Annotated in this window: 11 protein-coding genes; 8 read left to right on the top strand and 3 right to left on the bottom strand. The window is 60.0% G+C overall.

The genetic code is table 11. The features are described from left to right. Window positions 1-382: 382 nt before the first annotated feature. Complete coding sequence (locus RCH14_RS09015; RefSeq protein ID WP_343025792.1) at window positions 383-580, bottom strand: hypothetical protein; 198 nt, start codon at window positions 578-580, stop codon at window positions 383-385. A 138-nt stretch (window positions 581-718) separates the two neighbouring features. Between RCH14_RS09015 and RCH14_RS09010 the strand changes: the two genes are divergently transcribed. Together RCH14_RS09010 and RCH14_RS09005 are read left to right on the top strand one after the other, a co-directional pair. After that, on the top strand, window positions 719-1,672 hold the full coding sequence (locus RCH14_RS09010; RefSeq protein ID WP_343025791.1) for a LysR family transcriptional regulator: 954 nt from the start codon (window positions 719-721) through the stop codon (window positions 1,670-1,672). Between the two features lie 201 nt (window positions 1,673-1,873). Beyond that, window positions 1,874-3,850, top strand: a complete 1,977-nt coding sequence (locus RCH14_RS09005) for a hypothetical protein (protein ID WP_343025790.1) — start codon at window positions 1,874-1,876, stop codon at window positions 3,848-3,850. Between the two features lies 1 nt (window position 3,851). Here RCH14_RS09005 and RCH14_RS09000 read toward each other — a convergent pair whose 3' ends face one another. Continuing rightward, window positions 3,852-4,307 (bottom strand): Lrp/AsnC ligand binding domain-containing protein, encoded by a 456-nt coding sequence (locus tag RCH14_RS09000; protein ID WP_183554882.1) that lies wholly within the window; start codon window positions 4,305-4,307, stop codon window positions 3,852-3,854. Between the two features lie 213 nt (window positions 4,308-4,520). On the opposite strand from RCH14_RS09000, the gene putA reads away from it, so the two are divergent. Beyond that, window positions 4,521-8,192, top strand: a complete 3,672-nt coding sequence (putA, locus tag RCH14_RS08995) for a trifunctional transcriptional regulator/proline dehydrogenase/L-glutamate gamma-semialdehyde dehydrogenase (RefSeq protein ID WP_343025789.1) — start codon at window positions 4,521-4,523, stop codon at window positions 8,190-8,192. 128 nt (window positions 8,193-8,320) lie between these two features. Further along, window positions 8,321-9,436, top strand: coding sequence for an alanine dehydrogenase (gene ald, locus RCH14_RS08990; RefSeq protein ID WP_343025788.1), 1,116 nt, complete (start codon window positions 8,321-8,323; stop codon window positions 9,434-9,436). On the opposite strand, the gene RCH14_RS08985 is transcribed toward ald, so the two are convergent. Then, the gene (locus tag RCH14_RS08985; RefSeq protein WP_343025787.1) at window positions 9,433-10,200 is read right to left on the bottom strand and encodes a 5'-methylthioadenosine/adenosylhomocysteine nucleosidase; all 768 of its coding nucleotides are present in this window, start codon (window positions 10,198-10,200) and stop codon (window positions 9,433-9,435) included. The two genes, ald and RCH14_RS08985, sit on opposite strands and share 4 nt — an antisense overlap. A gap of 1,157 nt (window positions 10,201-11,357) precedes the next feature. Here RCH14_RS08985 and RCH14_RS08980 point away from each other — a divergent pair. The 4 genes from RCH14_RS08980 (at window position 11,358) to rsmG (ending at window position 15,805) form a co-directional block, all read left to right on the top strand. Further along, a complete protein-coding gene (locus RCH14_RS08980; RefSeq protein WP_343025786.1) occupies window positions 11,358-12,170 on the top strand; it encodes an alpha/beta fold hydrolase in 813 nt (270 codons plus the stop codon). 65 nt (window positions 12,171-12,235) lie between these two features. Beyond that, complete coding sequence (locus tag RCH14_RS08975) at window positions 12,236-13,006, top strand: TSUP family transporter (RefSeq protein WP_343025785.1); 771 nt, start codon at window positions 12,236-12,238, stop codon at window positions 13,004-13,006. Between the two features lie 199 nt (window positions 13,007-13,205). Further along, on the top strand, window positions 13,206-15,137 hold the full coding sequence (mnmG, locus tag RCH14_RS08970) for a tRNA uridine-5-carboxymethylaminomethyl(34) synthesis enzyme MnmG (RefSeq protein ID WP_343025784.1): 1,932 nt from the start codon (window positions 13,206-13,208) through the stop codon (window positions 15,135-15,137). Then, window positions 15,134-15,805 (top strand): 16S rRNA (guanine(527)-N(7))-methyltransferase RsmG, encoded by a 672-nt coding sequence (gene rsmG, locus RCH14_RS08965; protein ID WP_343025783.1) that lies wholly within the window; start codon window positions 15,134-15,136, stop codon window positions 15,803-15,805. The genes mnmG and rsmG overlap by 4 nt, the downstream gene beginning before the upstream one ends. Window positions 15,806-15,908 lie beyond the last annotated feature (103 nt).

The raw sequence follows: 15,908 nt of genomic DNA, 5'->3' as shown, positions 1-15,908 counted from the left end.
CGTCAAAATGATGCTATAAAATAGATTAATTTGCTTATCATCGTCTAATTTAATCTATTTACATTTATTTTTTCGGTACCGACTCGGTCGCTCATGATTCGGATAAAATCATCTAAAATACAGCTTTATTAGTCTATATTGATGGATAATAGCCGTAAAATGCTATTTTTAATCCATTTATATTTTCATCGCTTGTAATTCTATGTGAACTTTGTCACATATTAAGGTCGAGAAAAACCAGGCAACATCAAGTCACCATCACAAACATGAGAGTTGGGCGTGCTTTGCCAGACTACGAAGCGACCGGCGAAAAAAAACGCGGCTACCGTGTCCGGTGCCGCGTTTCAGTAAGGGGGAAAAGCAGATCAGTGATGAAGAGTCATCAAGCTGATTTCGACGGCGGTGCCGACTTGCTGCGCCGTGGACGTACCGTCAGGTACAACGCGCGGCCAATGCCAACGAGCAGCGGGCGGAAGAACAGGGCAATCCCGCCGAACAGGGCGAGATAGACGGTCATGCTGAACAACAGGCTGAAGGGCACCGCGTTGACGGCTTGAACTAGGGTAGCGGTAGAAGACATAAGGTACTCGTTCTATAATTGTGGATAACTTTAGTGCATCGCAACATATAAATCTAATTCCCATCGCTGATGGCCCTTATACTGTTTGTGAATGAGTTGATGTACACTTGTGTTCACAACAGTCTTATCCCGAATCCCATGAGCTTTCTGACGCTAGACCTGAATTTGCTGCGCGTGTTCGACGCCGTCATGACCGAGCAGAACCTGACGCGCGCCGCTGGCCACCTGGCCATGACCCAGCCTGCTGTCTCGAATGCCATCAAGCGATTGCGTGAAAGCCTGGGTGACGAACTCCTGATCCGTACCGCCTACGGTGTCAAGCCGACACCGCGCGCCGAAGCATTGTGGCCGGCCGTGCGCCAGGCCCTGGCAGCGCTCGAAGCGGCCGTGATGCCCGAGACGTTCGATGTCTCCAAGGCGCAGGCGACGTTCCGGATGGCCATGGCCGACGCTACTGCCGCCCTGTGGCTGCCGTCACTGATGCGCTCGATCGAAAGCGAGGCGCCGGGCGTGAATATCCGCATGGTGCCGCTGACCACGCGCGAACCGCGCCCGATGCTGCTGCGCGGCGATATCGACCTGGCTGTGGGGTTCTTCCCCGGTGTGGCGGCCCAGTTGTCGTACGAAACCGGCTCGCCGATCCGCCACGAACGGCTGTATTCGGGCGTGTACGTGTGCGTGATGCGCAAGGATCACCCGTTGGCCAAGGAAAAGCTCGATCTCGACACCTATTGCAAGGCGAACCACCTGCTGGTGAGCTTCTCGGGCCGCGCCCACGGCCTGGTGGACGAAGCACTGGGCCAGATGGGCCGTGAACGGCGCATCTTGCTGACGGTGAACCAGTTCTTCACAGCTGGCCGGGTGGTGGCCAACTCCGACCTGATCACGGTGTTGCCAAAGCACTTGCTGGTTTCGACCGGCATGGCCGATGTCCTGATCTGGAAAGAACTGCCGCTCCAGCTGCCTGCTGTCCACCTGGACATGCTATGGCACGAACGCGACGGCCGCAGTCCGGCGCACCGCTGGCTGCGCAAGAACCTCGAAGGCATGGCCGAAAGCGCGTCCAAGGGCGGCGTGCGCAAGGTCGTCTGACGTCGTGACCCGAGGTGGCGCGAGCGCGCCACCGTTCCCCGATCGACTTTGCGCCAGATCGTCCTGCACGATTCGTCACGTTCCAGAATAGTCATGCGCGGTGCATACCGCATCCGCGCATACATGGAGATGACGATGCGCAATTTATCGACGGGCCCAAACGGGGTGTCTGCGACGATGCTGTTGCTTGTGCTCATGCTCATGCTTGCACTATCCGGCAGCGCCAGAGCGGCTGTGGACGATGGCGCCACCGGTACCGAACGTGTTGGTGGTGATTTCTATAGGATCGTCAATCTCGCCGCACCGACGAGCTACATCGGCTTTGTCAACGCACATGGTCAGGCGGCATTCGAGTACCTGGGGCCGGACGATCGCACGCAGGTGGCGTTCTTCAATGGCGATCGCATTGTCGATATCAGTCCTCCAGGCAATGAACGTACGTTTGTCGGCGGTCTGAACGAACAAGGTGAGGTGATTTTCAACGCACGCTTTCTTGACGCGCAAAGCCCCGGCGGCTTGCGGTACCAGCCGTCGCGCTGGTCGGCCGCGCGGGGCGCGGTCGTGCTACCGTCGCTCAATGTGCGCGAATACTCGTCCCTGGACGCGATCAACGAGCATGGTCAGATCGCAGGTTTGTCCGCCACATCCAGCGACAACAGCAGTGTGCGGGCAGTGCGCTGGACGTCGGCAAATCGCCTGTCATCACTGCCTGGCGTCACCGGCTTCGTTCCAGGCGCTGCCTACGGCATCAACGATCTCGATGCCGTCGTCGGCTCGGGCAGCGCTGTCAATGGCGACACGACCACGCTGGTCTGGAACGCGGATGGCCGTCCCACGAATCTGGGAACCTTCGGGGCACGCAGTGCGTATGGTATCCGCATCAATAATCAGGGCGACATTCTCGGTTGGCGAATCGTCGACGCTGCAACCAGGGGCTTCTTCTTGTCGAGCCCCGGAAAACCCGCAGTCAGCATCAATGCCGCCTATCCCACGACACTCAATGAAGCGGGTGAGGTCATCGGCGCCGTGCGGGGCCCGACCACGAGCGAGTTTCGCGCCTTTCGTTACTCGCGTGCGCGCGGCTTTCTCACCCTGCATCCGGCCGGGATGTTCACATCAGAGGCCAACGCACTGAACGATGATGGCGTGAGCGTGGGCCTGGTTCGCTCCAGCATGCTCGACGCAGGCCGTGCGTATCGCTGGTCGCGTACGGGCGTGGCAACCGATCTCAATCTGCGCCTGCACAAACCGCCAACGGGCTTGGTGGTGACCGAAGGCCTTGGTATTGCAGCCAACGGTGACATCCTGGCCCAATCGAACGCCGGGCTGGTGTTCCTGCGCCGCGGTGGCGGCGGTACCGATGCGCCTGTGCTGGGTCCGATACAAATCCCGACGCCGCGCGAGAACGAACCTGCCAGGCTCACGCTGTCATTTCGCGACCGCAATGTCCGCGACACCCATACCGCCACCGTCGACTGGGGCGATGGCAGCGGGCCGCTGCCGGCGGTCGTGCGCGAGCGCAATGGCACCGGCACAGTTCTCGCTGAACACACGTTTGGCGTTGCAGGAGATTACCGCGCGAGCGTGATCGTCACCGATTCGGCGCGCAGGCGTACGACGATGTCTGCATTCGTCCGGGTTGGCGTCACCGACGGCGCGCAACTGGTGGGCGAAGGCATGCTCCAGTCGGGTGTGTCCGCTGGCAGCGGCTTCAATCCGCCTGCCGCCAGAACATCGTTCCGGCTGGCAGCGCCACTCACGCTCAAGACAGGGGTTGGTACGCCGTTCGTGTTTCGTCTGCTGGGCCGCACGTCATTCAAAGGTGAGACGCTCGATCGGATCGTGCTCGACGGCAACCGGGTCAGGCTGGAAGGGACGGGGCAACTGGACAATCGCCCGGGTTATCGCTTCGTGATCGATGCCGTCGCGGGTGAGGGCGCCGGGCCAGCCAGCGCCAGCAGGATGGCGGTGCGCATCGAAGAAGACAATGGAATGGGCGCGATGCACAAGGCAACGTTCGAAGCAGGCCGCGACGCCGCTACGCCGCAGGATAGCAATCAGGCCGCCAATCAGGCCGCCAACCAGGCCGCGCAAGCGCCGCCAGCCAGCATTCTGTACCGTGGCGCGCTACGCCTGACTGGTCAGACCAACAAGACCGGCCAGACCACGCAGCCCTGACTCAGCGAATCGGCAGCTTGGTGGAATTTTTCACTTCTTCCATCACCGCATAGGTGTGCGTCTCGCGCACACCTTTCTGCAGCAACGTCTTGCCCAGAAATTCGCGGTAGGCCGCCATGTCTTTCACGCGCGCCTTGACCAGATAGTCGAAGCCGCCGGCCACCATATGGCATTCGAGCACTTCGGGAATCATTTGCACGCTCTGCTTGAAGGCATCGAACACTTCCGGTGTGGTGCGGTCGAGCACGACTTCGATGAACACCAGCAGTGACACATCCAGCAACTGCGGATTGAGCTGGGCGGTATAACCCATGATGTACCCTGATTCGTGCAGCTTGCGCACACGCTCCAGGCAGGCGGCCGGCGACAGGTTCACGCGCGCTGCCAGTTCAACATTGCTGATGCGGCCGTCGTTTTGCAATTCAGCCAGAATCTTTTTGCTAATCTTGTCCAGCATGCTACATCTCCTTGTAAATTTTATTTGGTCAGATTGTCGCATCAAAAACTATCTATTGCCAGTATCGGTTAAATCCAGAATAAATCCAGAAGAAATCCTTCTACAATCGAATCATTTCCACCAAGTTCCAATCTGCGCCGGCTGTTGCGAACAGCACGGCGCTTTTGCTGTACGGTGGCCTTCGTTGTGTATTTTTCTTTTGACTAGATAGCCATGCAGATTGCTGCTTCCCCGGCCTCCACTTTCGTGCCGTTCGACGCCCTTCACGCTGAAATCAAGCGCGACCAGACTCCCCTGCGCGCCGCCATCACGGCCGCCTACCGCCGCGCTGAAACCGAGGCAGTGCAGTGGCTGCTGGCCCAGGGTTCCGGCGCCAGCCACGATGCCCAGGCCCTGGCGCACCGCCTGGTCGCCGCCGTGCGTGAAAAACGCACCCGCTCATCGGGCGTGGACGCCCTGATGCACGAATTTTCGCTGTCATCGGAAGAAGGCGTCGCGTTGATGTGTCTGGCCGAAGCGCTGCTGCGCATTCCGGACAGCGAAACGGCCGACCGCCTCATCGCCGACAAGATCAGCAAGGGCGACTGGCGCAAGCACCTGGGCGAGTCGCCGTCGCTGTTCGTCAACGCGGCCACCTGGGGCCTGCTCATTACCGGCAAGCTGGTCTCGACCAATAGCGAGCAGGGGTTGGGCTCGGCGCTCACGCGCATGATCGCCAAGGGTGGCGAACCGCTGATCCGCAAGGGCGTCGACATGGCGATGCGCATGCTGGGCAACCAGTTCGTCACCGGCCAGACCATCGACGAGGCACTCAAGAACAGCCGCGAGAACGAAACGCGCGGCTACCGCTATTCGTACGACATGCTGGGTGAAGCAGCGCTGACCGAGCTCGATGCGCAACATTACTACGCGTCGTACGAGCAGGCGATCCATGCGATCGGCACGGCCTCGAATGGCCGCGGCATCAAGGACGGACCGGGCATCTCGATCAAGCTCTCGGCGCTGCACCCGCGCTACAGCCGCGCACAATCGGCGCGCGTGATGGGCGAACTGCTGCCGCGCGTGCGCAGCCTCGTGCTGCTGGCCAAGCGCTACGACATCGGCATCAATATCGACGCCGAAGAAGCCGACCGCCTCGAGATCTCGCTCGATATGCTCGAGGTGCTGGCGTTCGATCCCGAGCTGGCCGGCTTCGAAGGCATCGGCCTGGTGGTACAGGCCTACCAGAAACGCTGCCCGTACGTCATCGATTATGTGATCGACCTGGCCAAACGCAGTGGGCGCAAATTCATGGTGCGACTGGTCAAGGGCGCCTATTGGGACGCCGAGATCAAGCGCGCCCAGGTCGACGGCATGCCCGGCTACCCGGTCTATACGCGCAAGGTCCACACCGACGTGTCTTACCTGATCTGCGCGCGCAAGCTGCTCGACGCGGCCGATATCCTGTACCCGCAGTTCGCCACCCACAACGCGCACACGCTGTCGGTCATTTATACCTGGGCGCGCCTGGGCAACATCAGCAACTACGAATTCCAGTGTCTGCACGGCATGGGCGAGACGCTGTACGACCAGGTCGTGGGCAGCAAGAACCTCGACAAGCCTTGCCGTATTTACGCGCCGGTCGGTTCGCACGAAACGCTGCTTGCCTACCTCGTGCGCCGCCTGCTGGAAAACGGCGCCAACTCGTCGTTCGTGAACCAGATCGTTGATGAGAGCGTTGCCATCAACACCCTGATCACCGATCCGTTCGAGCTCGCCCGCGCCAGCGGTGGCAAGCCGCATCCGGCAATCGCGCTGCCGGTGGACATGTTCGGCCACGAGCGCAAGAACTCCGCCGGCATGGACCTGGTCAACGAAGACATCCTGGGCGTACTGGCCGACGGCTTGTCGCAACGGCGACGTTACGTCGCCGCGCCCCTGACCGCCGCAAAGGTCGAGTCCGGTCCGCTCGCCAACGTGGTCAACCCGGCCCAGTCAGCCGATATTGTCGGCATGGTGCAGGAAGCCTTGCGCGCTGACGTCGACGCCGCGCTGGCAGCGGCCAGCGCCTTTGCCGGCGAGTGGGCCGCTACCAGCACGACCGAGCGCGCCGCGATCCTGGAACGCACGGCCGATCTGTTCGAGCACCATGGCGTCGAGCTGATGGCCCTGGCCGTGCGCGAAGCGGGCAAATCGCTGCCGAACGCGATTGCCGAACTGCGCGAAGCGGTCGACTTCCTGCGCTACTACGCAGTGCAGATCCGCGGTGCAGCAGATGGCCAATCGAATGCCCAGCCAAGCGCCGAGGCACTGGGGCCGGTCAGCTGCATCAGCCCATGGAACTTCCCGCTGGCGATCTTCACGGGTCAGGTCGCAGCCGCACTGGCCGCCGGCAACGTGGTGCTGGCCAAGCCGGCCGAGCAAACGCCGCTGATCGCCCACCGCGCGGTGGAACTGTTCCTCGAGGCCGGTACGCCGCGCGCCGCGCTGCAACTGCTGCCGGGCCGCGGCGAAGTGGTCGGCGCCGCACTCACGGCCGACAGCCGCATCAAGGGTGTGATCTTCACCGGGTCGACCGAAGTCGCTCAGCTGATCAACCGCACGCTGGCCAAACGCGCGGAACAGGAAGGCATCGACATTCCACTGGTGGCCGAAACGGGTGGTCAGAATGCGCTGATCGTCGACTCGTCGGCACTGCCCGAACAGGTAGTGGGCGATGTGTTGAGTTCGGCCTTCGATTCGGCCGGCCAGCGCTGCTCGGCACTGCGCGTGCTGTTCCTGCAGGAAGACATCGCCGACAAGACCATCAAGATGCTCAAGGGCGCGATGCAGGAACTGCGCGTAGGCAGCCCGGATCGTCTGGCGACCGATATCGGTCCGGTCATCGATGCAGAAGCGCAGCGCAACCTGCTGGCGCACATCGAACGCACGAAGGCCACGGCGCGCAGCCACTTTGCGCTCGAACTGCCCACCGCCATCACCAGCTGCGGCACCTTCGTGCCGCCGACGGTGCTTGAAATCGCGTCGCTGTCGGAACTCAAGCAAGAGGTGTTCGGCCCGGTCCTGCACATCGTGCGCTACCGCCGCGCCGACCTGCCAAAGGTGATCGCGTCGATCAATGCAACCGGCTTTGGCCTGACGCTGGGCGTGCACTCGCGCATCGATGAAACGATCGACTACATCGTCCACCATGCGCACGTCGGCAATATCTACGTGAACCGCAATATCGTCGGCGCAGTCGTCGGCGTGCAACCGTTCGGTGGCGAGGGCAAGTCCGGCACCGGTCCGAAAGCCGGCGGCCCGTTGTACATCAAGCGCCTGCAGCGCGGCGCAGCGCCCTTGATGGCCCACGTCCGTCAGCCGGACGCCGCGCTGGAAGCGCTGATCGGCTGGCTGCGCATGAGCAACCAGCAATCCGTGGTGGCGCTGGCCGAAGGCTATGCGCGCACATCCTTGAATGGCGTCTCGATCGACTTGCCGGGGCCGACCGGCGAGCGCAATCACCTGTCGTTCACGCCACGCGGCGTCGTGCTGTGTGCATCGGGCACGCCGGCAGGTCTGCTCAATCAAGTGGCAGCCACGCTGGCCACCGGCAACCGCGCACTGGTGCTGACCATGTCACCGGAGGCGATCCCGGCCAACCTGCCGCAGGCGGTCAAGGAGCGTGTGCGCTTCATCGGCAAAGATGAAGTGGATGCGGGTGAATTCGCAATCGCCCTGGTCGAATCGGGTCTGGCCGGCTCGCTGCGCACGCAGCTGGCGGCGCGCAGCGGCGCCATCGTCGGGGTGGTCGATACCGAACCACAGGCAGCAGTCGATCTGTGGCGCCTGGTGGCCGAACGCGCCGTCTGCATCAATACGACGGCGGCCGGTGGTAACGCCAGCCTGATGACGCTGGGCTTGTAAATCAACACCACATCGGCGACTTCGGTCGCCGATGTGCTTTTTGGCCCACACGCACTACCTGCTTCACCAACCAGCAGGAGCATCAAAAGAAGTTGCAGGGAACCACACCAACAACAAGGAGACTCACCATGCTTGTAGGCGTTCCAACCGAAATCAAGAACAACGAATACCGCGTCGGCCTCACGCCGGCGTCGGTCCATGAACTGGTGGTGCAAGGCCACCAGGTGCTCGTCCAGCAAGGCGCCGGCAGCGAGATCGGCTTGTCCGACGCGCAGTACGTCGCCGCCGGCGCCAGCATCGTGGCGAGCGCGCAAGAGGTGTTTGCGCGGGCCGCCATGATCGTCAAGGTCAAGGAGCCCCAGGCAGGCGAATGCACGATGCTGCGCGAAGGCCAGATCCTCTTCACTTATCTGCATCTGGCGCCCGATCCCGATCAAACGGCAGCACTGCTGCGCTCAGGGGCCATCTGCATCGCCTATGAGACCGTCACGGGCCCTGGCGGCGGCTTGCCGCTGCTCGCGCCGATGAGCGAAGTGGCCGGGCGCATGTCGATTCAGGCGGGCGCGGCGCACCTGGAGAAATCCAGGGGCGGCATGGGCCTGCTGCTGGGCGGAGTCCCGGGCGTGGCCGCGGGCCACATCGTCATCATCGGCGCCGGCGTGGTGGGCACCAATGCATTGCAGATGGCCGTGGGCACGGGCGCGCGAGTGACGGTGCTCGACAAGAACGTCGATCGCCTGCGACAGCTTGATCTGGTCTATGGCAACCGCATCGCCACGCTGCATTCCAACGTGCAGACACTCGAGGAAGCGGTGCTGTCGGCCGACCTGGTCATCGGCGGCGTGCTGGTCCCGGGCGCCGCAGCGCCAAAGCTCGTCACGCGCAGCATGGTGTCACGCATGAAGAAGGGCGCGGTCGTCGTCGATGTGGCGATCGACCAGGGCGGCTGCATTGAAACGTCGCACGCCACCACCCACGCCGATCCAACCTTCGTCGTCGACGGCGTGGTGCATTACTGCGTGGCGAACATGCCCGGTGCGGTGGCGCGCACATCCACGTTTGCACTCAACAACGCCACGATCGGTCACGCGCTGGCCTTGGCCAACAAGGGCTGGCGGCGCGCGCTGGCGGACGATCTCCACCTGCGCCATGGCCTGAATGTCTGCCAGGGCAAGGTCACGTTCGAGGCTGTGGCGCGCGCACTGGGCTACGACTACATACCGGCAGAATCGCTGCTGGACTAGAGCGGCGCCTGAGCCAGATCCCGGCACAGGCGCCGGGTGATGTGAAACGCGTATTGCGCGGCCACGGTTTTGACGAAGCCCATGAAGTCGTGCGCCGCATGTTCGTTGGCGTTATCCGAGATCGCGCGGATGACGGCGAACGGCACGTTCAATTCGTGACATACCTGCGCCACCGCAGCGCCTTCCATTTCCACCGCCACCAGGCCAGGCAGCGCGGCATTCATCGCATCGATCTGCGCGGCGTCCTGCACGAACTGGTCGCCGCTGGCAATCAGGCCACGATGTACGCGCGGTAGCGTCAAGCCGAATCTCTCTCGCTCGGCCTGGGTAATCGCGTGCGCCAGATCGTCTTCGAGAAATGCATGCGCGGCACTGGACACCCGCAGCGACAGCTGGGCGTCCGGCTGAAAATGTGTTTGCCCTGTCAATGGCACCTCAAAGCGCGGAAACAGGGGACTGGCGTCCATGTCGTGCTGGACAAGCGATTCGGCCACCACGATGTCGCCAACCCGGATCGTCACGTCCCCGGCGCCAGCCACGCCCGTGAACAGGATGTGCGTAACTCCGAACTTTTCCACAAGCGTTGTCGCTGTCATGGCAGCGGCAACCTTCCCAATTCGCGACAGGACGCACACGGCGTCGATTCCCCACAGCTGTCCGAGAAAGTACTCACGCCTGCCATGAATGAGCGTGGCGGGCCCTTGCAAGGCTTCCACGAGCCCTGCCTGTTCTTCGTGCAACGCGCTGATGATGCCTAAACGCATTTTTTTGCTGGGCCGTTGTGCATAAGCGGCGGATTGTACACAGCATTGCCGGGCGTTGGAGACAAATATCGTGGCCTTGATGTTCGTTCTGGAAAACCGGTTTTTTGCCGGCGAAGTTGTTTACTTATTTAATTAAGAGATATGTATACAAATTTAGTAGTAGTAAGTAAACGCGGGTTTTTCTGTGGATAAGGTTTGTTTACTCAACAGAATCAGCGTGTTAAGTGGCGTTTTTTGAGCGGGACAATCCTTGCGTGAGTCAGGCATGGATCGGGGACAAAAAATGGGAAGCATAAAAAAGCCTGGGTTCTGCACATCTGATCCTGTGGATATGCAGCAGCTTGTCCACAAGCGGTTTGGGGTTGGCGCTGTTTGACGCCGGTCTGCGCTGGTTCGCGCTGGTTTGCGTTGAACCAAAAGGTTGGGCCATCTTGGATATCCGGACGACGTGGATCCCACGGTCGCTCTTTTTTGAAAAACGTTTTTCAGGACGATCTGTCGTCGTGTTGCTGGTCAGCGATCTTGAGCGCGCAAGTTATGCAGCTTGTTTACTTAAAAGCTTGTATACAAAATAGTAGTAATAGTAAACGCGTCATATTCTGTGGATAAGCGCAGATTTTTCCACAACATCAACGGTTTACCTGGTCGCGAACTGGCTGGAGAACCATGGTGATCGTGGTGCAGCGAAGGTGGATAGAAATCCCGAACGTCGTTCAAAACAGGTTTGTGCACATTTCGCCCTGTGGATATGCAGCGGGTTCTCCACAGACCTGCGACGTCGTTTGCCAATATCAGATGCTGCTGATTTGCGACGGACGAATTTTTTTTTGAAAACAGGCATCTCAGGTTTACAACCAATAACTGTATACAACATTGATAGTAATAAGTAAGGGTAGCCACTTTCTGTGGACAACCCGGTTAACCAGAACAGAATCATCCACTTACGCTGCGCATAAGCCAGTGCACTAGTTGCCTGGCTTCCTGGTGGCAAATCTGGACAAGATTTTCGCTTGTGTACAAAAGCGTAGTTCTGCACAAACCATACCTGTGGATATCCATTTGCTTATCCACAGGGGGGCTCTGGACAGGCGTTTACGTTCTGGTAAGCTGTGTTTCATCGAGTCAGCGTCAAGGGGAAGCGCATGGAATTTGCGTCGTTGTACGCCAGGGTCAATGGCCTGAACATGCACTACGTGACAGCTGGCGAAGGCCCACCGGTCATCCTGCTTCACGGTTTTCCCGATACGCACGAGATCTGGCGCCGTCAGATTCCCGCGCTTGCTGAAGCGGGCTTTCGGGTCATTGCACCTGACCTGCGTGGCTACGGTAAAACCGACATGCCGCAAGACGTTGGCGCGTACGCCTTATCGTTCCTGGCCGATGATGTGCTGCAATTGATGGATGCGCTGGGAATCGAGAAGGCCGTCGTCGTCGGCCACGATTGGGGCGCATTGATCGGTTGGCACCTGGCCATGCATGCGCCGCAGCGTATTGTTCGATACGTCGCCTTGTCGGTTGGCCATCCCAAGGCAATCGCCGCATCAAGCCTGGGTCAGAAACTGCGCTTCTGGTACATGCTGGTATTCAAGACGCCCGTGGTCGCGGAAGCCTTGCTGAAAGCAGGGGACTGGGCTGCACTGCGAAAAATGATCCGCAGTCGCGAGCAGCAAGAGATCTGGATCGCGGCACTTGCGCCGGCAGGTCGCCTGACGGCAGCACTGAACTATTACCGCGCCAATTTCAAACTATCATCAGCGCGATCCTGGTCGCCAGTAAACGTGCCAGTCATGGGCGTTTGGAGTGAACATGATCCGGCGCTCGGTGAGCAACAGATGCTCGATTCGCGTGATCAATGTACTGCGGGTTTTCGTTATGAACGCATCGATGGTGTCGGTCATTGGTTGCAGCTCTCGGGCGCAGATCGCGTGAATGCGTTGCTGCTCGATTTCGTGAAGGCGCCGACGGCCTGATCGTCAGGTGAGTACGTACGGCATGCCGTAAAATTGCATCTCGTACATTCCTGCTGAATTCTTCCATGATTGATGTTGTCTGGCTCGGCGGCGCTGCGTTCGCCGCTGGCCTGGTCGATGCCGTTGTCGGTGGCGGCGGCCTGGTCCAGCTTCCCGCCATGTTCTCTTTGTTGCCAAAAGAAGTCCCGGCAACCATTCTCGGTACCAACAAGTTCGCAGCAATCTTCGGCACCGGTTCGGCGGCAGTGGAATACGCGCGTCGGGTTAAGGTAGCCTGGAGTACCGCCGCGCCGGCAGCTGCTGCCGCGTTTTTACTCTCCTTCGCCGGCGCCTGGACAGTGACGCGCGTACCCGCCGATTTCGTACGTGCTTTATTGCCGATCATTCTGGTCGCCGTGGCGGTCTACACCTTCAAGAAAAAAGATCTGGGTTCGGTGCACGCACCGTTGCACAGCGGTCTCGCCGAGCGATATTGGGCGATTGGGATCGGCGCCGCGATCGGGTTTTACGATGGTTTTTTTGGCCCTGGCACCGGCAGTTTCCTGATCTTCCTGTTCGTGCGGTTTTTCGGCTTTGATTTTCTCAGTGCTTCGGCCGCAGCCAAGATCGTCAACGTCGCCTGCAATTTTTCTGCGCTCATGTGGTTTGGTTACAGCGGCCATATTTTGTGGCAGCTCGGACTGTTGATGGCCGGTTGCCAGATTGCGGGGTCGTTGTCTGGTACGCGACTCGCGCTCAAGTATGGCAGCGGCTTCGTGCGCAAGGTGTTTCTGTTTGTCGTCAGCGCGTTGATTGTGAAGACCGCCTACGATGCGTTCACAAAGCTGGGTTGGTAGTTTGGATTGTTCCACGTGAAACAACACAAGCCGGCTTAGACCGGCTTTTGCTTTTGACGTTCCACGTGAAACAATCGCCTGGCCAGAGTGGGGCGGACGTTCCACGTGAAACAAATTCGTCGTTTTCTGGCGGTCGAAGAATCTGGCAGCGGAAAAGAATCTATAATCGCGCATTAGTCTCCTCGCCTCACATCCCATCATGCTATTTCCTACTGAATTCGATGTCATCGTTGTCGGCGGCGGCCATGCCGGCACCGAAGCTGCACTCGCGTCCGCACGCACCGGTCAAAAGACGCTGCTACTGACCCACAATATTGAAACCCTTGGCGCTATGTCTTGCAATCCGTCCATCGGTGGCATCGGCAAAGGGCACCTGGTCAAGGAAGTCGACGCCCTTGGCGGGGCGATGGCCATCGCAACGGATGAAGCGGGGATCCAGTTCCGGATCCTCAATTCCTCAAAGGGGCCGGCCGTGCGCGCGACCCGCGCGCAAGCCGACCGCGTCCTGTACAAGGCGGCGATCCGCTCGCGCCTGGAAAATCAGTCGAACCTGTGGCTGTTCCAGCAGGCAGTCGAAGATCTGATCGTCGAAGGTGACCGTGTCGTGGGTGCTGTCACGCAAGTGGGACTGAGCTTCCGCGCGCGCGCCGTCGTGCTGACGGCAGGTACTTTCCTTGATGGCAAAATCCACGTGGGCCTGCAGAATTATGCCGGCGGTCGCGCGGGCGATCCACCAGCGAATTCCTTGTCGGCACGCCTGAAGGAACTCAAGCTGCCGCAAGGCCGCCTGAAAACCGGCACGCCGCCACGCATCGATGGTCGCAGCATCGACTTCTCGCTGCTGACCGAGCAACCGGGCGACCTCGATCCGGTACCCGTCTTCTCGTACATGGGCAATGTGGCCATGCATCCAAAGCAGGTGCCATGCTGGGTCACGCACACCAATGAACGCACGCACGACATCATTCGGGCAGGTCTCGACCGCAGCCCGATGTACACCGGCGTGATCGAAGGTGTCGGCCCGCGTTATTGCCCATCGATCGAAGACAAGATTCACCGCTTCGCGACGAAAGAATCGCACCAGATCTTCCTGGAACCGGAAGGCTTGACGACCAATGAGTTCTATCCGAACGGGATCTCGACCAGCCTCCCATTCGACGTCCAGCTGGCACTCGTGCGCTCGATGCGCGGCATGGAAAACGCGTTTATTCTGCGGCCCGGTTATGCGATCGAATACGATTACTTCGACCCGCGTGGCTTGAAAGCGTCGCTGGAAACCAAGTCGATCAAGGGCCTGTTCTTCGCCGGCCAGATCAACGGCACCACCGGTTACGAAGAAGCGGCGGCCCAAGGTTTGCTCGCTGGCCTGAACGCCGCGCTGCAAACGCAGGGCAAGGATGCCTGGACGCCGGGTCGCTCCGAAGCGTACCTGGGCGTGCTGGTCGATGATTTGACCACGCAGGGCGTGGCCGAGCCGTACCGTATGTTCACCAGTCGCGCCGAATATCGTCTGTCGCTGCGCGAAGACAATGCCGACATGCGCCTGACCGAGATCGGTCGCAGCCTGGGTCTGGTCGACGACACCCGTTGGCAGGCGTTCGAGACCAAGCGCGAATCGGTCGCACGTGAACTGGAGCGTCTGCGCTCGGTGTGGGTGAATCCGCGCATTCTGGCGGCCGCCGAATCCGAACGCATCGTCGGCCAGCCGCTCGAGCGCGAATACAATCTGGCCGATCTGCTGCGCAGACCGGGCGTGAACTACGACACCCTGATGACGATGAGCGGTCTTGAAGGGCAGAGCCTGGCCGGCCCGGGTGTCGAGGACCCGGCCGTGAAAGAACAGGTCGAGATCCAATTGAAGTATTCCGGCTACATCGATCGGCAGGCGCGCGAAGTCGAGCGTCACGATCACTACGAAAACATGAAGCTGCCCGAGAACCTGAGCTATCTGGACATCGACGCGCTGTCGTTCGAAGTGCGCCAGAAACTCGACAAGCAGCGGCCCGAAACCCTTGGCCAGGCCTCCCGTATTTCGGGCGTCACACCTGCGGCGATTTCGCTGCTGCTGGTGACGCTGAAAAAGCGCGGCGCCAAAGGCTTTGCCATGACCGCAGTGGAGGTGGCGGAATGAAATACGCATTCGATCACGATGCACTGGCGGCGGTGCTGGACCAGGGCATCAAGGACATGACACTGGCCGTCACACACGAGCAACAAATCAAGCTGATGGGCTATCTGCAGCTGATGAACAAGTGGAACGGCGTCTACAACCTGACGTCGCTGCGCGATCCGCAGCAAATGGTCACGCACCATCTGCTCGACTCGCTCGCAGCCGTGCCGGCATTTGCCGGCGCACGCAATGTGCTGGACGTGGGGGCAGGGGGCGGTTTACCCGGCATCGTGCTGGCCATCGTGCGACCGGACATGAAGGTGTCGATGATCGACACGGTGCACAAGAAAACGGCGTTCCTGACCCAGGTGAAGGCAGAGCTGGGTTTAACCAACGTCAGCGTGCACACGATGAAGGTGCAAGACCTGACCGTGAGCGAGCAATTTGACGTGATCACATCGCGTGCGTTTGCCGACCTGTCCGACTTCGTGAACTGGTCAGGCCATCTTTTGGCCAAGGGCGGCAAATTCATCGCCTTGAAAGGCGTAGCGCCAAGCGAAGAACGCGAGCGGCTGCCGCAGGACTGGACCGTCGTGGATTTGCAGCCGTTGTGGGTGCCGAGACTGCAGGCTGAACGGCACCTGGTGTTTATCGAGCGCAGCAAACAACAAAACCAAACCGCACCATAAAATACCGTATAAACGATATTAAACATAATAACCGTACTAATCGTATAAACAGTTTATACCGTTAAAACAGTATAAATCATTAAAACGATCTTACGATATTAAC

This window comes from Massilia sp. MP_M2 (genome assembly GCF_039123635.1).
GTDB lineage: Bacteria > Pseudomonadota > Gammaproteobacteria > Burkholderiales > Burkholderiaceae_D > Telluria.
This window is presented reverse-complemented; position numbering and strand designations above follow the sequence as displayed.